Source organism: Streptomyces olivochromogenes (assembly GCF_021538895.1).
Taxonomy (GTDB): domain Bacteria; phylum Actinomycetota; class Actinomycetes; order Streptomycetales; family Streptomycetaceae; genus Streptomyces; species Streptomyces olivochromogenes_A.
In genome coordinates this window covers 1-1,097 of sequence record NZ_JADDRL010000265.1, presented here as the reverse complement: position 1 = coordinate 1,097, position 1,097 = coordinate 1, and the positions used below count along the sequence as shown (strand labels likewise).

General features: G+C 69.9%; 1 protein-coding gene. It reads left to right on the top strand.

The genetic code is table 11. From position 1 onward, the window contains the following. Positions 1-9: 9 nt before the first annotated feature. The coding region (locus tag IPZ69_RS46725; protein ID WP_235461016.1) for an AMP-binding protein at positions 10-1,097 on the top strand (1,088 nt) is incomplete at its 3' end.

The following is a 1,097-nucleotide window of genomic DNA, read 5'->3' as shown; positions in this document are numbered from 1 at the left end:
GGAGATGTCGTGAGCAACGAAAGCCTGGCCAACCTGCTCAAGGAAGAGCGCAGGTTCGCGCCGCCCGCCGAGCTGGCCGCGCACGCCAACGTCACGGCGGCGGCGTATGAACAGGCCAAGGCTGACAGGCTCGGCTTCTGGGCCGAGCAGGCCCGCCGGCTGGCCTGGGCCACCGAGCCGACCGAGACGCTGGACTGGTCGAACCCGCCGTTCGCCAAGTGGTTCAAGGACGGCGAGCTGAACGTCGCCTACAACTGCGTCGACCGGCATGTCGAGGCGGGCAACGGCGACCGGGTCGCGATCCACTTCGAGGGCGAGCCCGGTGACAGCCGCGCGATCACCTATGCCGAGCTCAAGGACGAGGTCTCCCGGGCCGCGAACGCCCTGCTGGAGCTGGGAGTTCAGCCGGGCGACCGGGTCGCCGTCTACATGCCGATGATCCCCGAGACCGCGATCGCGATGCTGGCCTGTGCCCGGATCGGCGCCGCCCACTCGGTCGTCTTCGGCGGCTTCTCCGCGGACGCGCTCGCCACCCGGATCCAGGACGCCGACGCCAAGGTCGTCATCACCGCCGACGGCGGCTACCGCCGCGGCAAGCCCTCCGCCCTCAAGCCCGCCGTCGACGACGCGATCAACCGCGTCGACAACGTCGAGCACGTCCTCGTCGTGCGCCGCACCGGCCAGGACGTCGCCTGGACGGACGGCCGGGACGTGTGGTGGCACGACATCGTCGGCCGCCAGTCCGCCGAGCACTCTCCGCAGGCGTTCGAGGCCGAGCACCCGCTGTTCATCCTCTACACCTCCGGTACGACGGGGAAGCCGAAGGGCATCCTGCACACCTCCGGCGGCTACCTCACCCAGGCCGCCTACACCCACCACGCCGTCTTCGACCTCAAGCCCGAGACCGATGTCTATTGGTGCACGGCCGACGTCGGCTGGGTCACCGGCCACTCCTACATCGTGTACGGGCCGCTCGCCAACGGCGCCACCCAGGTCATGTACGAGGGCACCCCGGACACCCCGCACCAGGGCCGGTTCTGGGAGATCGTCCAGAAGTACGGCGTGACGATCCTGTACACGGCGCCGACCGCGATCCG